Source organism: Sandarakinorhabdus cyanobacteriorum (assembly GCF_002251755.1).
GTDB lineage: Bacteria > Pseudomonadota > Alphaproteobacteria > Sphingomonadales > Sphingomonadaceae > Sandarakinorhabdus > Sandarakinorhabdus cyanobacteriorum.
In genome coordinates, this window is sequence record NZ_NOXT01000115.1 from 68,528 (window position 1) to 84,856 (window position 16,329).

Here is a 16,329-nt window from a genome sequence, read left to right on the forward strand (position 1 = left end):
CGCGCAAAAGCCGCTAAGCCCTCCCACCATGAACCACCCCGATCCCGTCCAGCCCTTCCACGCCATCAGCATCTCGCGCCTGGCCCGTGATCTGGAAGGGCAGGGGCGCAGCATCATCCACATGGAATTCGGCCAGCCCTCCACCGGCGCACCGGCCGCCGCCATCGCCCGCGTCCAGGCCGTGCTGACCAGCGATCCCGGCAGCTATTGGGAATCCGATGCCCTGAAAGCCCGCATCGCCAAACTCTATCAGGATCGCCACGGGCTCGGCATCAACCCCGAACGCATCATCCTCAGCTGCGGCGCCTCCCCGGCGCTGGTGATGGCGCTCACCGCGGCCTTCCGGCCCGGCGATGTGATCGCCATGGCCCGGCCCGGCTATGTCGCCTATCGCAACAATGTGCTGGCGCTGTCGATGGTGCCGCTCGAAATCGCCTGCGGGCCGGAAAGCCGCTACCAGCTCACCGCAGCGCACCTGGCGGCGCTCGATCCGGCGCCGGCCGGGGTCATCATCGCCAGCCCGGCCAACCCCACCGGCACGGTGATCGCCCGCGACGAACTGGCCGCCATCGCCGCCGTCTGCGCGACCCGCGGCATCCGCATCATCTCGGACGAGATTTACCACGGCCTGTCCTTCGTCGGCCCGGTGGCGAGCGCGCTGGAATTCGCGCCCAATGCGCTGGTGGTGAACAGCTTCTCCAAATATTTCTCGATGGTGGGCTGGCGGCTCGGCTGGCTGGTCGCGCCTGACGATCTGCTGGGCGCGGCGCGCGCCCGCATGGGCAATCTTTTCCTCACCGCGCCCAGCCTGTCGCAACATGCCGGCCTTGTCGCCATGGACTGTGTCGACGAGCTCGAAGCCCATATCGCCCGCTATGCCCGCAACCGCGATCTGATGCTGGCGGCGCTGCCGGCCATGGGGCTGACGCAGATCGCACCGCCCGATGGCGCCTTCTATATCTGGGCCGATGTCCGCCACCTCACCGATGATGTGATGGACTTTGCCCGCCAGCTGCTGCTCGACACCGGCGTCGCCACCGCCCCCGGCATCGATTTCGATCCGGTCGATGGCGGGCACTTCCTGCGCTTCAGCTTCGCTGTGGACACGCCGCTGGTGGAAGACGCAATCGCGCGGATGATCCCCTGGTTCCAGGCCCGCAACCGCCGCCCGGCCTGACCAGATCCTCCCCCTCTGGGGGAGGTGGCAGCCGCAGGCTGACGGAGGGGCGCGCGTTTCGGGGTCACGGCCCTTCCGCCCCCTCCGCCTCGCCATGCTCGGCACCTCCCCCAGAGGGGGAGGATCACATGCCTCTTACGCCGCCGGCACCGCCCGGCTCACCCCCTGCACCCGCAGGAACAGCAGCGCCGTCAGCCCGACGAAGAACAGCGACACCACAAAGGGCGCCCCCGGCGCATGCACCGGCGCGCCATCTGCGGAAAAGCGCGCGAACACCGTCGTCATCAACGGCGGGCCGATGATGGCTGAAAGGCTCTGGATGGAGGCCACGGCCCCCTGCAGCTCGCCCTGCTCCGATGGCGGCATTTCGGTCGACATCAGGCCCTGCAGGCAGGGGAACACCAGGCCCTGGCAGGCCGAAACCGCGATCCCAAGGTAAACCATCCAGCCGGCATCAGCCATGGCATAGGTGGAATAACCGGCCACGGCCGACACGATGCCCACCGCGATGATGCGGCGCTGGCCAAAGCGCGGGATCAGCCGGCGGCCCAGGAAACCCTGCACGATGGCGCCGGTGACGCCCACCGCCGCCAGGCTCCAGCCCACCTGCTCGGCATTCCAGCCATAACGAAGCTGCCCGTGGTAGGACCAGATCGAGTAAAGTGACTGGTACGACAGCGTCCACACGAACACGGTCGCGGCCAGCATCAGCACCACCGGATGCGCCGATTTCAGCCGCAGCAACGCCCCCACCGGATTGGCGCGCCGCCATTCGAAGGCGCGGCGCTTTTCCGGCGGCAGCGATTCGGGCAGCACGATCAGACCATAAAGGAAATTGGCCGCCGCCAGCCCGGCCGACACCAGGAAGGGCACCGCCTCGCCATAGCGGGCGACAAAGCCGCCCAGCGCCGGCCCGATGATGAAGCCAAAGCCAAAGGCCATGCCGATAACGCCGAAATTGGCCCCGCGCTTTTCGGGCGGGGTGACATCGGCGATATAGGCATAGGCGGTGGGGAAGGTCGCCCCGGTGATGCCGGCCACCACGCGCGCCGCCACCAGCCACCACAGGGTGGGGGCAAAGGCCATCACCACATAATCGGCGGCAAAGGCCGCCAGGCTGGCCAGCAACACCGGGCGGCGGCCAAAGCGGTCCGACAGGCCGCCGATCACCGGCCCCATCACGAACTGGATGCTGGCATACATGAAGGCGATCCAGCCCGACACTTCGGCCGTGGTGGCCAGCGGCTGGCCCGAAAGCCGCACGATCAGCTGCGGAAACACCGGGATGACGACGCCAAAGCCGATGGCATCGATCAGCACGGTGACAAAGATGAAGGTGAGCGCGCGGTTCACGCGGCGGCCACCACATGGACCCGGATCATGGCTGTGGGCGTTACCCCGTTTTTCCGCTTTCGCCCATAAGGGAAGTCGCCGGGGTTGCATGGGTGCGGCAAAATGTGTTTTGTGCAGACGCGAAGGAAGTGTCCGACATGTCCGTGCTCAAGATGATCTTCACCTGGTGGAATGGCCCCGGCATCACCACCCGCCTGTTCACCGCCCGCCACGGGATCGAGGTGGGCCGCGATGATCAGGGCAATATCTATTACCGCTCCGGCAGCGGCGCCGGGGAACGCCGCTGGGTGATCTACAACGGCGAACCCGAAGCCACCCGCATCCCGCCGGAATGGCATTTGTGGATCCACCGCACGGTCGATGCGCCGCCATCGGAAAAGCCGCTGGTGACCCGCGCCTGGGAACGGCCGTGGACGCCGACCGCCACCGGCACGGCACTGGCCCATTCCCCACGCGGCGCACTCGCCGCCGGCGGCACCCGCGCCGCCGCCACCGGCGATTATCGCGCCTGGTCGCCCGACGCCTGATCGGGCGGAAAATGGCCGGCACCCTGAAAGACAATCTGCTCGAAGCCATCATCGGCCTGCTGGTCGTGGTGATGGCGGCCGGCTTCGTCACCTATGCCTGGGCCCGCACTGGCGCTGGCGAAGGCAATGACGGCACCGTGCTGGTGGCGCGCTTTCCCAATATTGCCGGCGTGTCGCTGGGCACCGATATCAAGGTGGCCGGGGTGAAGGTAGGCAAGGTGGTGGGCCTGGAACTTGATCCGGGCAGCTATCAGGCGGTGCTGCGCCTGTCGGTTGATCGCGGCCTCAAGCTGCCGATCGATTCATCGGCGGCGATCACGTCGGAAGGGCTGCTCGGCGGCAATTATGTCGCCCTCACGCCGGGCGGCGACACCGCCATGCTCAAGGCCGGTGACGAGATTGTCGAAACCTCCGGCGCGCCGGATCTGATGGGCCTGATCGGCAGCGTGGTGAACCGGTCAGGCGGCGATGCGCCGGCCAAATAAGGCAATCTTGCTGGCGCTGCTGGCCTGCGCCCCGCTGCGGGCACAGGCGCCCGATGCGCGGGCACCGGATGCGGCCGCGCGGCCACCGGCGCTGCCAGATGCTGCCACCAATGCCCCGAAAATTGCCACGGTCACCCCGGTGAAAGACCGGGTTCTGGTGATCGGCGCGCTGTCGAAACGCACCGGCCAAAGCCGCAGCTTCACCCTCAAACCCGGCCAATATGTCGAATTCGCCGGCATCCGCATCACGGCGCGCACCTGCGAGACGACACCGCCGTGGGAACGCCCGAAACTCTCCGGCGCCTTCCTGCAAGTTGATGAAAAACTGGGCAATTCGCCGCTGCGCCGGGTGTTCTCAGGCTGGCTCTACGCCGAAAGCCCCAGCCTCAGCGTCATGGAACACCCGCGCTACGATGTCTGGCTCAAAAGCTGTACGATGCGATTCCCCGACGGCCCCGCCTTGGGCCCAAGCCCTTCATCATCCACGAAAAAATCACCCGAACCCACCAGCGCCGCCGCCAGCCTGGCCCGGTAATCCTTCGCCGGAATCTCGATCGCGCCAAACCCGGCCAGATGCTCGGTCAGAAACTGGGTGTCCAGCAGCACAAACCCACCCAGCCGCAACCGCACCACCAACGCCGCCAGACAGGCCTTGCTGGCATCCCTGACCCGGGTGAACATCGATTCGCCAAAGAAGGCCCGGCCCAGCCGCACGCCATAAAGCCCGCCCGCCAGTTCGCCATCGGCCGTCCACGCCTCCACGCTGTGCGCCTGGCCGCGCTCGTGCAGGGCCAGATAGGCATCATGAATCAATGGGTTGATCCAGGTCTCGCTGCGTCCCGGCACCGGCTCGGCACAACCGGCCAGCACATCGCCAAAGGCCTGATCCACGGTGAAGCGGAACCGCTGCTGCTTCAAGACCTTGGCCAGGCTGCGCGGCAAGTGGAAGCCATCCAGTGGCAAGATACCCCGCCGCCGTGGCTCCACCCAGAACACATCGCTGCTGTCGGCCCGCTCCGCCATCGGAAAAATGCCGCTGGCATAGGCGCGCAGCAGCATGTCCGGGTCAAGCCGATGAACAAGTGAGCGGCTCATGCTGTTCCCATGCCCAGTTCACCCGGCAATTTCCAGCGGCAATCCGGGCACCGCCAGCAAGGCCTGTCCTACACGCGCACGATCTGTCATGCTTCCTGATCAACGCTCTGTCTCAATTGTAAAATCGGCATCCCGGCCAACTGTCACATTGGCTGCCAATGTGACACGATTTCAATTGCTGTCCCCGGCCGATGTGTCAACTTTGTCAACTTCACAATTGCCTGGATTCAAGGCCCTGTCAGGACCGGATTTCGGCCACAAGAGGATTTTTTCGGGGGGTGATTTGGCCGAATCGTGCGATCAGAAACTGGCGCATCCGCTTCAAGACGGCGCTGGGGGCGATTGTGATCAGGACGGAACACACAACAGCGCACACCCCCGCCAAGGCCGGGTGTGGCACCGCAATTCACTGTGGACGCGAGCGGGCCTAACTCTTGGCCGCTTCCGCCTTGGCCGCCAGCCAGCGTTCCAGCCACTTGATCGAATAATCACCCTTCTGGAAATCCGAGTCCTCGATCAGGGCCTGGTGCAGCGGAATGGTGGTCTTCGGCCCGTGGATGACGAATTCTTCCAGCGCCCGGCGCAACCGCATCAGGCATTCATCGCGGTTCGCGCCATAAACGATCAGCTTGGCGATCAACGAATCATAATAAGGCGGGATGCGGTAGCCGTCATAAAGTGCTGAATCCACACGCACATGCAGGCCGCCGGGCTGATGGAAATCGGTGACGCGGCCGGGCGATGGCGCGAACGAGGCCGGATCCTCGGCATTGATGCGGCATTCGATGGCATGGCCTTCAAAATGAATGTCGTCCTGTGTGACCGACAGTGGCAGGCCGGCAGCGACACGAATCTGCTCGCGCACCAGATCAAGGCCGGTGATGGCTTCCGACACCGGATGTTCCACCTGCAGGCGGGTGTTCATCTCGATGAAGAAGAATTCGCCATTTTCCCAAAGAAATTCAATGGTACCGGCGCCGCGATACTTCAGCTTGGCGATCGCCTGGCGCACCACTTCGCCCATCCGCGCGCGCTCGGCAGCGCTCAGAACCGGTGACGGCGCCTCTTCCAGCACCTTCTGGTGGCGGCGCTGCAGCGAACAGTCGCGCTCGCCCATGTGCACCGCACCGCCCTGGCCATCGCCAAAGATCTGGAATTCGATGTGGCGCGGTTCCGACAGATATTTTTCGATATAGACGGTGTCGTCGCCAAAGGCGGCCTTGGCCTCGCTTTTGGCCTGGCTGACCAGCGAGGGCAGGCTGGCGGCATCCGGGATCACCTTCATGCCGCGGCCACCGCCACCCGATGCGGCCTTGACCAGCACCGGATAGCCAATTTTTTCCGCGACTTCGAGGGCCTCTTCGACACTGTTGATCGGCCCATCCGAACCCGGCACCAATGGCAGGCCCAGGGCAGCGGCGGTGCGCTTGGCCTCCACCTTGTCACCCATCTTGCGGATATGTTCGGGATCAGGCCCGATCCAGGTGATGCGATGCTCCTGCACGATCTCGGCAAAGCGGGCATTCTCGCTCAGGAAGCCATAGCCGGGGTGGATGGCATCGGCCTGGGCGATCTCGGCTGCCGAAATGATCGCCGGGATGTTCAGATAGCTGTCCGTCGCCGAGGGCGGACCGATACAGATCGCCTCGTCCGCCAAGCGCACATGCATGGCATCGGCATCGGCAGTGCTGTGCACGGCCACAGTGCGGATGCCCATTTCGCGGCAGGCGCGGTGCACGCGCAGCGCGATTTCGCCGCGGTTGGCGATCAGAACCTTCTTGAACATCGCCACGCTTACTCGATGATCACGAGCGGCTGGTCATATTCCACCGGCTGCTCGCTGTTCACCAGGATGGACTTGATCACACCGCCCTTGGGCGCTGCGATCGGGTTCATCACCTTCATCGCCTCGATGATCAGCAGCGTGTCGCCGGCCTTCACGGTGGCGCCTTCGGAAATGAACGGCGGCGCACCCGGTTCCGGGGTGAGATAGGCGGTGCCGACGATCGGCGACTTCACCAAGCCCGGATGATTCTTGATGTCGCCATCGCCGGCCGGCGCGGCGGCAGCCGGAGCAGCGGCCGCCGGCGGCGGGGCCGGCCAGCCACCAGCGGGCGGGGCCGGTGCATAGGCGGGGGCGGCAGCGGCCATGGTCACGGCGGCAGCGGTGCGCGCCACACGGATCACCCGCTCGCCATCCTTCACCTCTATTTCGGTGAGATTGGTCGAATCCAGCAGTTCGGCCAGCTCGCGCACCAGCCCGGTATCAACCACGATTCCCTTGGAGTCTGCCATGACGATCCCGTAAATTGCCCCTCGAAAGTCCGGCTCAATGCCGCAAAGCAGCGGCCGCGTCCAGCGCGAGGGCATAGGATGCGGCACCAAAGCCCGAAATACTGCCCTTTGCCGCCCTGGCGACAAAGCTGACATGCCGGAACTCTTCCCGGGCATGCGGGTTCGACAGATGCACCTCGATCACCGGAACCGTGATGCCCTTGATGGCATCATGGATGGCGATGCTGGTGTGGGTGAAGGCCCCGGCGTTGAGGATGACGGCCAGCGCGCCGCGGGCACCCGCCTCGTGCAGCCAATCGACGAGATGGCCCTCGTGGTTGGACTGGCGGATATCGACCATCAACCCCAGGCCCTGCGCCTGGTCTTCCAGCCGGGCGGCGATATCGTCCAGCGTATCCTGGCCATAGATATGGGGTTCCCGGCTGCCCAGGAGGTTGAGGTTGGGCCCGTTCAGCACCATGACCAGCGGCAAGTCGTTCATGGTCCACAGGCAAAGCATGAAGGCGACAGCGTTGCAAGGCCGGCGCGATTGCGCGATGCTCGCCGCCGTTTCAGCCACGGGTCGCACCACATGAAGATCATCATCGGCAACCGCACCTACAGCAGCTGGTCGCTGCGCGGCTGGCTGGCCGCCAAACAGAGCCTGCTGCCGTTCGAGACCGAGCTGCGGGTGATGGATTCGCCGGCCTGGATCAGCGGCGAAGCCAAGACCGACATGCCGTCGGGCAAGGTGCCGGTGCTGTGGGATCATGGCGAGCCGGTGTGGGATTCGATGGCAATCCTGCTGCATCTGGCCGACAAGGCCGGGCATGACCGCTTCTGGCCACGCGATGCGCCGGCCCGCATGCTGGCCTATGCCATCTGTGCAGAGATGCATTCCGGCTTTGCCCCGTTGCGGGCCGGTTGCCCGATGGATCTGCAGCATCATTATCCCGATTTCGCGCCCACGGCCGAGATCATGGCCGACGTGCGCCGGATTGAAACCCTGTGGGAAGAGGCGCTTGGCCGCTTTGGGGCAGAGACTGGCGAGCCCTGGCTGTTTGGCCGGTTCGGCGCGGCCGACATCATGTTTGCCCCGGTCTGCACCCGCATCGACACCTATCATTTGCCGGTCAGCGCCACCGCCCGGGCCTATGTGGATCGGGTGCTGGCGCATCCGTTCCTGCAGGAATGGACAGCGGCTGCACTGGCCGAACCCTATGAATTCACCCGCTATCACATCCCCGGCGGGGTGAAGCGCGGGTGAGCGCCCGCGCGCCGCTGGGCCCCCGCATGGCCCGGGCCACGCTGGCCGCGGCGCTGCTGGTGCTGCTCGCCGGGCCGCTGCTCAACTTTGGCCTGGTCAACTGGCAGGCGGCCCTTGGCCTGTTTGCCGGCGCGGCCGTGCCGGCCGGCATTGGCGGCCTGTTCTGCCTCGCCCGCCTGATCCGTCGCCGTGGCGGGGTTGTCACCGTGATTGCCGCTGCGGCCGGCATTGCGGCGGCGACCATTCCCATGGCCATCGTGCTGATGGCGGCCGACAAGCCGGTAATCAACGATATCAGCACCGACACCGCCAACCCGCCGGAGTTCGTTGCCCTCACCGCCGATCGGCGCGGGGCCGATGCCAATCCGCCCGAATACAACCCGGCCTTTGCCCCCGAACAGTCCCGCGCCTATCCGCAGATCCGCCCGCTTGATCTGCCGCTGCCGCGCGACAAGGCGTTCCGATTGGCGCTGGCCGCCTGCAAGGGGTGGGAGATCATTGCCAGCGATGCCGATGCCGGCCGGATCGAAGCGGTCGCCCGCGTGCCCTGGTGGGGGTTCCGCGATGATATCGTCATCCGGCTGACCGAGGTGCCGGGCGGCACGCGGGTGGACATAAGGTCAAAATCACGGGTGGGGACAAGCGATCTGGGCGTGAATGCGCGGCGGATAAGCGCGTGGCTTGACCGGTTGGCCGCATCCGTGCGCAAAGCCGGAGCATGACGCCCGACCCGAACGATCCCATTGCCCTCACCCAGGCGCTGATCCGCTGTGCCAGCGTGACACCGGCCGACGAAGGTGCGCTGGACCTGCTGCAGACGGCGCTGACGGGCTTGGGATTCGCCTGCACCCGCCTGCCGTTTGGCCATCCGCCCGATGGCCCGGTGGACAATCTGTTTGCCACAATCGCGGGTGGGTCCGGTCCGCATTTTGCCTTTGCCGGCCACAGCGACGTGGTGCCGGCCGGCGATCTCGCCGGCTGGAGCGAGGACCCGTTTGCTGGAGACATCCGCGATGGCTTCATCGTTGGCCGCGGCGCTGCTGACATGAAGGGCGCACTGGCTGCCATGGTCGCCGCCACCGCACGCCACCTGGCCAAGGGGCCATTGCAGGGCCGCATCAGCTTCATCATCACCGGGGATGAGGAAGGCCCGGCCACCTTCGGCACCACGATGATGCTGGACTGGATGGAGGCCAATGGCCTTGTCCCCGATCTCTGCCTGGTGGGCGAGCCGACCTCGCAGCATGGCCTGGGCGACATGATGAAGATCGGCCGGCGCGGCAGCCTCAACGCCTGGATCACGGTCAACGGCGCGCAGGGGCATGTCGCCTACCCCACCCGCGCCGACAATCCGATCACCCGGCTGGTCGCCATCCTCACCGATCTGAAGGCGCGGGTGCTGGATACGGGCAACGACTGGTTCCAGCCCTCCAACCTTGAAATCACTGATGTCTCGGTCGGCAATCCGGCCACAAACCTGATCCCGGCGCAGGCCCGCGCCCGGATCAACATCCGCTTCAACAACGAACACAGCGGCGCCGCCCTGGCCGACTGGATAAGGGCCACTGTCGCTGCCCATGCGCCCTCGGCCCAGGTCGAGGTGAAAATCTCCGGCGAGGCCTTTCTCACCGAACCGGGCGCGCTGTCGGCGCTGGTGGGGGATGCGGTCCACGCCGTCACCGGCCGCACGCCGGAGCTTTCGACCACCGGCGGCACCAGCGACGCCCGCTTCATCCGCCGCCTGTGCCCGGTGGTGGAATTCGGCCTGCCCGGCCAGTCCATGCACAAGGTGGATGAGCATGCCGCGGTGGCCGACATAGCCGGGCTGGCGGCGATATATGGAGTTCTGCTGGCGCGGGCGTTGTCCGGCTGATCAGCGCGGGCTGGCCGCAGAGCGGGGTGGCGATGGCGGTGCGACGACGGGCGGCCCCGGCGATTCCGATACCTGCCGCCCGGCCGCCAGCCCCGCGCGACCGCACCAGCCAAGCAAGGCGGGATCAGCGGGCAAGGCGGCGTTGGCAACCGTGGCTTCCAGCCTGCAGACAATCAACCGATAGGATTGATCCTCCCAGGCCTTGCGGACATCCGGCTCCGAAAACCGCAATATGATGCCCGTTCGCGCATCATAAGGCAGCCCGACCTCCAAATAGCTGCCCTTGACGCCGGCCGCCTGATCAGCTGCCGCCCAAGGCATCGGCATGACCATTCGCCAATCCTGTTTGCCCCAAGGCCGACTGTGCAGTGCAAACCGTGGCAGAGGGTCCCGTTGCGCCGCCAGGATCGTGGCCCGCCAGACGCTGCCATCCCTGGCGCGCAGTTGCGTGCTGGCCATTTCACGAACCGGCAACGTCTTGGCTTCGGGCAGCGGTCGCGCCTGGGCCAGCATAGCCATCGGAACGCCCGGCATCGGGCGCAGTTGGCATATGCGCGGTTGCACCAGTTGCAAGAAGCCGAAATCTGTCAGCAGCGCGCCGGCTGGCAAGCGGTCTGGCCGCAAGACCGTCCGGCACAGTGTGGCAGTGCGCGCTTGCTCGTCGAAACCGGTCATCCACCAGAATTCGAACCGGTCAGGGTAGAGGCGTTGCAGATAAAACGGTCCCCGCATCACCTCGCCCAACAGGCCCACAGCGGCCGGGGGCAGCAACCGGGGCAGAATTCGGGCATTCGCTTCCACCAGGGCGATCGGCCAATTCAGCACGCCCTCTGGATAATATGTGCCCGCCGGCGGCAAATCGGCCGGCAAAGACACCGCCACTGGCACGGCGGTGACGAAATCGGCAAGCGGAACCAAGCGGTTATCGTCCGGGCCCGGCTGTTATGCCGCGCTGGTCGCCATTGCCGTACACAGCGCCAACAACGCCACATAGTGCTTCAAACGCGCTGGCCCTCGCCATAGCGGGCTTCGAGGAACTTGCCCTGTACGCGCAGGCCGTCGCGGTCTGCCTCGGCCAGCGTGGCTGACGCGCGGGTGAGTTCGGCTTCCACCGCCTTGAGGCCATCGATCACGGTGGCCTCCGGGGTGCGGCCGTCATGCTCGACGATGTTGGCGCGCTGCATCGGCGGGATGCGGGTGTAACGGTCGATCAGTTCGGGAAGATGCTTGCCCAACAGACGGCCAATGTCCTGCGCCACCGGATGATCGGCCGGCACACGTGCCAATTGCCGTTCCAGCGCGGCCAGCTGCACCGAAATGCCATCCAGATGCGGCGCGGCGAGACGCGGGAGGTGGCGACGCTGGCGTTCCAGCCAGGCTTCGGTGATGGCGGGCAGCTCCGCCGGGGCGGCTTCGTCCATCTTGTCGACATCGGGGCCGCCCACCGGCAGGGCGAAACCGGCAATGCCCGACAGCGGCACGATCAGCAGGCTCAACAGGAACAGGCCGATGCCCATCCCGTCCGACATCCAGCCATAGGCGGTGAGCGCCGCCACCGTAGCCAGAAAGGCGATGCCGCCGCGCGTCAGCCGGGTGGCGACATTGGCCTTGCGCCGTTCCCAGCGCCGGGCGCGCGCCATCTGCATGGCTTCGGCCCGGGCCATGCGCCGGCGCCGGGCTTCGGCTTCGTCAAAAGGCGGCACACTCGCCATATCAGGTGAGGGCCGTGAGGCTGGTCTGCGGGCCGGCGATCTGGGCTTCGGCCTGGCCTTGCGCGCGCGCCACATAGGCGCGGCTCTTCTCCACCTCGACGCTCAGCGTGTTGACCGTGGTCTTCATCGCCTCCAGCGACTTCATCTTGAACGTGTCGATGGCGTCCATCGTCTGATAGACATTCTGGAAGGCGCGCTGCAGCGTTTCCACCGGAATGGCGCTGGACGAGGCCTGTTCGTGGATCATCGCGGTGTTGCTCTTCAGCAGCTCGCCGGTCGAATCGATGATGCCGGCGGTCGTGCTGTTCAATTGGGTGATCTGTTCCAGCACCAGCTTCTGGTTGGTCATCGCCTCGGCCACGGTCACGGCGGTGCGCAGCGCGGCGACCGTGGTGGTGCTGGCGCGATCCACGCCCTTCATCAGCTCGACATTGTTCTTCTTGACCAGATCGAGCGCCAGATAGCCCTGCACCGAAACCGCCAGCTGCGTCAGCAGATCCTGGGTACGCTGGCGCACGTAAAACAGCGCGCTTTCGCGGATGGCCTTGGCCTTGGCCGGATCGGTGATGTCCAGCTCGGTGGCCTTTTCCTCCAGCTTTTCATCCAGCACCTTGGACATGTGGACCATCTGTTCCAGCTTGCCCATCGCGTCCCACAGCTTGGCACGCTCGTCCTCGATGCTGATATTGTCCTTCAACAGCTCGTCCTTGCCGCTTTTCAGCGCGCCCAGGATGGCGTTGATATTGCCCTGCGCGCTCTTGTAGCTGTCGAAATAGGAACGCAGCTTGTCTCCGCCGAAGGGGATCAGGCCAAACAGCTTCTTGCGGCCCTGCAGCTTGCCGGATTTGCCGGGATCGAGATCCTCCACGATCTTGCGCAGCTGCACGAGATCGGCGCCGATTCCGGCCTCCTTGTTGAGGGCGCGGGTCGGCCGATCGAGGAAACGGTTGGACTGGGCGGCGGCGCGGGCGATTTCGGTGGCGCCCAGATTGGCCAGCGCATCGACCTTCTTGCCAAATTCCGGGCTGGCGGCATCGGTGGCGATCAGTTCATCGATGAAACCATCGACCTTGGCATCCAGCTGGGCGCGTTCCTGATCCTTCAGCGGCACCAGGCCGGCGGCCTTCTGCGGCGCAATCGGGTTGACCGCGACCGGGGGTTCCAGCTTGATTGCAACTTCGTCCGACATGCCAGTCCTCATCTCTTGCCGGCGCAGCTTAACAGTCTGCCGCGCCGCTGCCTACTGTGTTAGGATTGCGACACGCTTTTGCAAGGGGTGGGGCGGGAAATCGCCCAATCAATCGGCCATCACGCCAGCCAGCATGTCGTGAAAGGCGCCGATACCTTGTTCAAGCCCGCCGGTGAGGACATGATCAACGGCGCCCGAAGCCAGGCCTTCGTGGCCGAGCGCGGCGGCGCGGAAATCTTCGGAACCAAACACGCCGCCATCGAGCAGCGCCCAGCTTTTCGCCCAGTGCCGCTCGGCCTTCTCATCACGCGGCGGCTCGGGGATCAGCATGAAATCCTCCACCCAGGTTTCCCCGACCCCGCGCGGCATCAGCACCATGATGTTGATATAGTCCGGGCTGGCGATGATCACGGTGGCCGGCGCCAGCGTGTAGGTGAAGGTCATGGTGCGGCGGAGGTCGCGCATGTCGCCAATGTCGACCCCGTCGAGCGCGGCGAGGCGGGCGACGGCGCTGCGCTGGTGCGGGCCGATGCGGTCACCGGTGGTGACGCCGTCCTGGAAGAAGGGCGCGATGGTGTTCGCGTGCAGGCGCAGCACATGGTAGCTTTCCAGGAAGGCATCCATGATCAGCTTCCAGTTGGCCGCGACCTTGTGCGTGCGCCGGGCATAAAGATGCTGATCGGCAAAACCGATGGCATCGAAATCGGCAGCCAGCGGCCCTTGCGCCAGGCTGAAATCCGGTGCCGCGTCGCGATCCAGCCCCATCCAGATCAGCCCGCCGGCCTCCACGCTCGGCATCTCGATCAGGCTGCGGCTGGCCTTGTCCAATCCCGCAAACGTCTCGGGGCGCGGCAGGCCCTTCAACTTGCCATCCGTGCCATAACTCCACGCGTGATAGGGGCAGACCAGCGCCGGTGCACTGACCGCCGCGCACCCCTCCACCAGCCGCGTGCCGCGATGCCGGCAGACATTCATGAACACGCGCGCCACACCCTTGCCATCCCGCGCGATCAGCAGCGGCAGGCCAAAGCCATCATGCGGCACCGCCATGTTGGGCTGCGGCAGCAGCGCCGACGGCGCGATCACCACCGGCAGCCGTCTGAACACCCGGTTCCATTCGCGGGCGAAATGATCGGGGCATGTATAGGCGCTGGCCGGAATCTCCCGCATCACGCCGCTGGCCGCCTTGCCCGCCGCCGCCGGAATGCCCGCCGCCAGCGCCCGCTGGCCGGGCGTCGGGTGGCGCGGTTTGAAGGGAATATCCATGGAGCCGATGGTGACTCCGTTCTTGGGCGGGCGCAACTGCGCGGAGATGGGAGGGCGGGGCTTGACCCATCAACTGCCCGATGGTCCGATGCAGCATGACCGAAACCGGCTGGCACCTCGAAGACCCACGTCCGATTGCGGAGTCGGCACGCTACACTTTCTTCTGTCCCAGCGAGACCGAATGTCGGGCCGTGCGGCCAGGTGATCTCGTCAAGCTGATCTTCCTCTACGACGTGCCAACCGAAGAATGGACTGTCGAACGCATGTGGGTTCACGTCACCGAAGCGGGAGGGGAGGGCCTTGCCGGCACGCTGGGCAACAAGCCGTTCGAATCCAAGGCACCGTTGAAACACGGCGATTTGGTCCGCTTCCAGCACCATCACATCGTCGACATCGTGTTCGACAAACCGGAGGAGGCCCCGCCGCCGGTGTCTCGCCGTGAGTATTGGGAGCGCTGTCTCGTCGATCAATGCGTAATCGACGGCGAGGAACCGGTCGAATATCTCTATCGCGAAGCGCCGGACATGGCGCAGGAAGGCGACCAGTATCCAGACAGCGGCTGGCGCATCCGGGGCCGGCGCGGTGACGCCATGGATGCAGAATATGGTGGGCGCGAAGTTGCCTATATCGCCCTTGGTGCCGTGCTCAACAAGGATGACAGCTGGCTGCACCTGATCGACACGCCGGAAGGCTGCCAATTCGAACGGAACTTCGAAACAGGGGAATATATCCGCCGGGAATGACCGAGGCGTCGACGGTAGCGCCAGAGCTCACTCCTTCCGCTTGGCGATCCAGTCGTCCACCCGGCGTTCCATGATCGACAGCGGCTGTGAGCCCGATGCAATCAGCAGGTCGTGGAAGCCCTTGATGTCGAACTTGTCGCCCAACGCCTTCTGCGCCTTGGCACACTCTTCCATGATCTTGAGCATGCCGATCTTGTAGCCGGTGGCCTGGCCGGGCAGCGTGATATAGCGGCGCACTTCGGAACGGGCCATTTCGGGCGGGGCGCGGCCGGTTTCGTTCAGATATTTGACCGCCTCCTCCTCGCTCCAGCCCTTGGCGTGCAGGCCGGTATCGACGACCAGCCGGGCGGCGCGGAACAGTTCGGCATCCAGCCGCATGAAATCGGCGGCGATGTCGGGGAAGGCGTTCATTTCGGCGCACATGCGCTCGGCATACAGGCCCCAGCCCTCGCCAAAGGCGACATAGCCGGTGACGGCGCGGAACTTCGGCCCGCCCTTCTGCCGGACCTGGATGTCGCCCTGCATGTTGTGGCCGGGCACCGCCTCGTGACACATCAGCGTGTAGAGTGCCGCCGGGTCCTTCTGGGTGCCGACCAGGTGGACATAGGTGCGCGCCGGGCGCTTGCCGTCGGGGCTGGGCGCGCTGGCGTGGGCGGCGCCGCCGGGCACCTCGCTGAAGGCCGGTTCGCGCACCACCTCGATGCCATAGGCCGGCAGCGTGCCGAACCAGGGGCCGAGCAGCGTGCGGACATGGCCGACGAAGCGGTTGGCTTCCTTGAGATAGGCGGCCCGCGCGGCATCGTCGAACGGCCGGTCAGGGAACAGCTGGGCACGCTGGGCATAAAAGGCCTTGCGATCGGCCAGGCCGGCCTTCTTCGCCAGCGCGTCCTGCTCGGCCTCGATCCGTGCGACTTCCTTGAGGCCGATCTGATGGATCTGCTCGGCCGTCAGATCGGTGGTGGTGTTGAGCTTGAGCTCGTTGGCGTAATAGGCCGCGCCCCCGGGCAGGGAGCCGGCACCGACCCGGCCCGAAGGTGCAGTCGGCAGGCTGGCCACGGCCCAATCGATCACCCGGCCATAGGCGGGCTTCAGCGCCAGGATGGCGGCGCGCGCTTCGGCCAGCAGGGCATCAGCCTCGGCACGGGGCAGGGTGCCGGCGCTGACCAGCCGCTCGGCCTTGGCCTTCACATCAGCCCACAGGGCGGCATCCGGGCCATCCGCGAAGGGCGCGCCGCTGGTGAGTTGGGTGGCACCGGCAATGATGCTTTCCACCTGGAATTTCGGCACCCGAATGCCGGCCCTCTCGCTGGCGCGGGTGCGTTCAAGGCCCGGATCAAGCAACCGTGGAGGCTTTGAGTGTTGCGTTGA

17 protein-coding genes and 1 pseudogene are annotated in these 16,329 nt (G+C 65.8%); 8 read left to right on the forward strand and 10 right to left on the reverse strand.

Going from position 1 to position 16,329, the window contains the following annotated elements:
• Nucleotides 1-28: 28 nt before the first annotated feature.
• Nucleotides 29-1,177, forward strand: a complete 1,149-nt coding sequence (locus CHU93_RS11390; RefSeq protein WP_094474163.1) for a pyridoxal phosphate-dependent aminotransferase — start codon at nucleotides 29-31, stop codon at nucleotides 1,175-1,177.
• A 135-nt stretch (nucleotides 1,178-1,312) separates the two neighbouring features.
• On the opposite strand, the gene CHU93_RS11395 is transcribed toward CHU93_RS11390, so the two are convergent.
• On the reverse strand, nucleotides 1,313-2,530 hold the full coding sequence (locus tag CHU93_RS11395) for a TCR/Tet family MFS transporter (RefSeq protein ID WP_094474165.1): 1,218 nt from the start codon (nucleotides 2,528-2,530) through the stop codon (nucleotides 1,313-1,315).
• 137 nt (nucleotides 2,531-2,667) lie between these two features.
• On the opposite strand from CHU93_RS11395, the gene CHU93_RS11400 reads away from it, so the two are divergent.
• The 3 genes and pseudogenes from CHU93_RS11400 to CHU93_RS17990 all read left to right on the forward strand — a co-directional run.
• Nucleotides 2,668-3,057: an NADH:ubiquinone oxidoreductase subunit NDUFA12 gene (locus CHU93_RS11400; protein ID WP_094474167.1), complete on the forward strand. Its 390-nt coding sequence runs from the start codon at nucleotides 2,668-2,670 to the stop codon at nucleotides 3,055-3,057.
• 11 nt (nucleotides 3,058-3,068) lie between these two features.
• The gene (gene mlaD, locus CHU93_RS11405; protein ID WP_086116823.1) at nucleotides 3,069-3,542 is read left to right on the forward strand and encodes an outer membrane lipid asymmetry maintenance protein MlaD; all 474 of its coding nucleotides are present in this window, start codon (nucleotides 3,069-3,071) and stop codon (nucleotides 3,540-3,542) included.
• Nucleotides 3,526-3,915: pseudogene (locus CHU93_RS17990) on the forward strand (DUF2155 domain-containing protein); the annotation flags it as partial. The gene mlaD and the pseudogene CHU93_RS17990, both read left to right, overlap by 17 nt.
• A 35-nt stretch (nucleotides 3,916-3,950) precedes the next feature.
• On the opposite strand, the gene aat reads toward CHU93_RS17990, so the two are convergent.
• The 4 genes from aat to aroQ all read right to left on the reverse strand — a co-directional run bounded on the left by aat (nucleotide 3,951) and on the right by aroQ (nucleotide 7,413).
• Nucleotides 3,951-4,637 (reverse strand): leucyl/phenylalanyl-tRNA--protein transferase, encoded by a 687-nt coding sequence (aat, locus tag CHU93_RS11415; protein WP_165768712.1) that lies wholly within the window; start codon nucleotides 4,635-4,637, stop codon nucleotides 3,951-3,953.
• A 427-nt stretch (nucleotides 4,638-5,064) separates the two neighbouring features.
• On the reverse strand, nucleotides 5,065-6,423 hold the full coding sequence (accC, locus tag CHU93_RS11420) for an acetyl-CoA carboxylase biotin carboxylase subunit (RefSeq protein ID WP_094474171.1): 1,359 nt from the start codon (nucleotides 6,421-6,423) through the stop codon (nucleotides 5,065-5,067).
• Nucleotides 6,424-6,431: 8 nt separating this feature from the next.
• Nucleotides 6,432-6,932 carry an acetyl-CoA carboxylase biotin carboxyl carrier protein gene (gene accB / locus CHU93_RS11425; protein WP_086116819.1) on the reverse strand — a complete coding sequence of 167 codons (501 nt, stop codon included), beginning with the start codon at nucleotides 6,930-6,932 and terminating at the stop codon, nucleotides 6,432-6,434.
• 34 nt (nucleotides 6,933-6,966) lie between these two features.
• A complete protein-coding gene (gene aroQ / locus CHU93_RS11430) occupies nucleotides 6,967-7,413 on the reverse strand; it encodes a type II 3-dehydroquinate dehydratase (protein WP_086116818.1) in 447 nt (148 codons plus the stop codon).
• Between the two features lie 90 nt (nucleotides 7,414-7,503).
• Between aroQ and CHU93_RS11435 the strand changes: the two genes are divergently transcribed.
• Genes CHU93_RS11435 through dapE form a run of 3 tightly spaced genes read left to right on the forward strand, consistent with a single transcriptional unit; the run spans nucleotide 7,504 to nucleotide 10,051 of the window.
• Nucleotides 7,504-8,178 carry a glutathione S-transferase gene (locus CHU93_RS11435; protein WP_094474173.1) on the forward strand — a complete coding sequence of 225 codons (675 nt, stop codon included), beginning with the start codon at nucleotides 7,504-7,506 and terminating at the stop codon, nucleotides 8,176-8,178.
• Nucleotides 8,175-8,900: a DUF1499 domain-containing protein gene (locus CHU93_RS11440; protein ID WP_094474174.1), complete on the forward strand. Its 726-nt coding sequence runs from the start codon at nucleotides 8,175-8,177 to the stop codon at nucleotides 8,898-8,900. The genes CHU93_RS11435 and CHU93_RS11440 overlap by 4 nt, the downstream gene beginning before the upstream one ends.
• The gene (gene dapE, locus CHU93_RS11445; RefSeq protein WP_094474175.1) at nucleotides 8,897-10,051 is read left to right on the forward strand and encodes a succinyl-diaminopimelate desuccinylase; all 1,155 of its coding nucleotides are present in this window, start codon (nucleotides 8,897-8,899) and stop codon (nucleotides 10,049-10,051) included. The genes CHU93_RS11440 and dapE overlap by 4 nt, the downstream gene beginning before the upstream one ends.
• On the opposite strand, the gene CHU93_RS11450 is transcribed toward dapE, so the two are convergent.
• From CHU93_RS11450 to CHU93_RS11465, 4 genes are all read right to left on the reverse strand, one after another.
• The gene (locus tag CHU93_RS11450; RefSeq protein ID WP_165768713.1) at nucleotides 10,052-10,927 is read right to left on the reverse strand and encodes a hypothetical protein; all 876 of its coding nucleotides are present in this window, start codon (nucleotides 10,925-10,927) and stop codon (nucleotides 10,052-10,054) included.
• Between the two features lie 122 nt (nucleotides 10,928-11,049).
• Nucleotides 11,050-11,715 (reverse strand): hypothetical protein, encoded by a 666-nt coding sequence (locus CHU93_RS11455; protein ID WP_133064392.1) that lies wholly within the window; start codon nucleotides 11,713-11,715, stop codon nucleotides 11,050-11,052.
• Nucleotides 11,716-11,764: 49 nt separating this feature from the next.
• Entirely contained in the window at nucleotides 11,765-12,952 is a 1,188-nt protein-coding gene (locus CHU93_RS11460; RefSeq protein ID WP_094474181.1) for a toxic anion resistance protein, read from the reverse strand.
• 108 nt (nucleotides 12,953-13,060) lie between these two features.
• The gene (locus CHU93_RS11465) at nucleotides 13,061-14,218 is read right to left on the reverse strand and encodes an aromatic ring-hydroxylating oxygenase subunit alpha (protein WP_094474182.1); all 1,158 of its coding nucleotides are present in this window, start codon (nucleotides 14,216-14,218) and stop codon (nucleotides 13,061-13,063) included.
• 95 nt (nucleotides 14,219-14,313) lie between these two features.
• Between CHU93_RS11465 and CHU93_RS11470 the strand changes: the two genes are divergently transcribed.
• Complete coding sequence (locus CHU93_RS11470; RefSeq protein ID WP_165768715.1) at nucleotides 14,314-14,961, forward strand: immunity protein Imm33 domain-containing protein; 648 nt, start codon at nucleotides 14,314-14,316, stop codon at nucleotides 14,959-14,961.
• Between the two features lie 27 nt (nucleotides 14,962-14,988).
• Here CHU93_RS11470 and CHU93_RS11475 read toward each other — a convergent pair.
• On the reverse strand, nucleotides 14,989-16,329 hold a 1,341-nt coding region (locus tag CHU93_RS11475; protein WP_094474198.1), incomplete at its 5' end, for a DUF885 domain-containing protein.

What these genes read in the sequence shown, in the direction of transcription:
- mlaD (WP_086116823.1), top strand. Translation starts at nt 3,069, where the DNA reads ATGGCCGGCACCCTGAAAGACAATCTGCTCGAAGCCATCATCGGCCTG.
- aroQ (WP_086116818.1), bottom strand. Translation starts at nt 7,413, where the DNA reads ATGAACGACTTGCCGCTGGTCATGGTGCTGAACGGGCCCAACCTCAAC.
- aat (WP_165768712.1), bottom strand. Translation starts at nt 4,637, where the DNA reads ATGAGCCGCTCACTTGTTCATCGGCTTGACCCGGACATGCTGCTGCGC.
- dapE (WP_094474175.1), top strand. Translation starts at nt 8,897, where the DNA reads ATGACGCCCGACCCGAACGATCCCATTGCCCTCACCCAGGCGCTGATC.
- CHU93_RS11400 (WP_094474167.1), top strand. Translation starts at nt 2,668, where the DNA reads ATGTCCGTGCTCAAGATGATCTTCACCTGGTGGAATGGCCCCGGCATC.
- CHU93_RS11465 (WP_094474182.1), bottom strand. Translation starts at nt 14,218, where the DNA reads ATGGATATTCCCTTCAAACCGCGCCACCCGACGCCCGGCCAGCGGGCG.
- CHU93_RS11435 (WP_094474173.1), top strand. Translation starts at nt 7,504, where the DNA reads ATGAAGATCATCATCGGCAACCGCACCTACAGCAGCTGGTCGCTGCGC.
- CHU93_RS11470 (WP_165768715.1), top strand. Translation starts at nt 14,314, where the DNA reads ATGACCGAAACCGGCTGGCACCTCGAAGACCCACGTCCGATTGCGGAG.
- accB (WP_086116819.1), bottom strand. Translation starts at nt 6,932, where the DNA reads ATGGCAGACTCCAAGGGAATCGTGGTTGATACCGGGCTGGTGCGCGAG.
- CHU93_RS11455 (WP_133064392.1), bottom strand. Translation starts at nt 11,715, where the DNA reads ATGGCCCGGGCCGAAGCCATGCAGATGGCGCGCGCCCGGCGCTGGGAA.
- accC (WP_094474171.1), bottom strand. Translation starts at nt 6,423, where the DNA reads ATGTTCAAGAAGGTTCTGATCGCCAACCGCGGCGAAATCGCGCTGCGC.
- CHU93_RS11390 (WP_094474163.1), top strand. Translation starts at nt 29, where the DNA reads ATGAACCACCCCGATCCCGTCCAGCCCTTCCACGCCATCAGCATCTCG.
- CHU93_RS11460 (WP_094474181.1), bottom strand. Translation starts at nt 12,952, where the DNA reads ATGTCGGACGAAGTTGCAATCAAGCTGGAACCCCCGGTCGCGGTCAAC.